This is a genomic window from Erythrobacter sp. HI0063 (assembly GCF_001635685.1).
Taxonomy (GTDB): domain Bacteria; phylum Pseudomonadota; class Alphaproteobacteria; order Sphingomonadales; family Sphingomonadaceae; genus Qipengyuania.
In genome coordinates this window covers 1-309 of sequence record NZ_LWFF01000196.1, presented here as the reverse complement: position 1 = coordinate 309, position 309 = coordinate 1, and the positions used below count along the sequence as shown (strand labels likewise).

Sequence of the window (309 nt, the reverse complement as noted above, 5' to 3'; positions counted from 1 at the left end):
AGCCAGATATCTGAGAAATCAAATCCGCGCGAGCAAGCCAGCAAGTCTAGAACGTTGTTCTTACCGACTGCATCAAGCAATGCCCGAGCCGGCTTCTCCACATAGCTGAATATTGAGACACGCTTTCCCGCAGCACGCAATCTCGCGGCATGGGGGGCATGATCTCCATCGTTTGTCACTATCACGAAGAGATCGATCTTACTTTGTTCGTCTGTCCGGACAGCATCGAACCACAAGCTTGAATTGAGGTCCTCATCGACTGACTTCTCGCCAAAAATGCTTTTTGCATTTTCCCTCTGGAGACGTCGA

Annotated in this window: 1 protein-coding gene; it reads right to left on the bottom strand. The window is 50.2% G+C overall.

Annotated features, from left to right (window positions below; translation table 11 throughout):
* A partial coding sequence (locus tag A3736_RS16665; RefSeq protein ID WP_156502021.1) for an NYN domain-containing protein occupies positions 1 to 309 on the bottom strand: 309 nt, incomplete at both ends.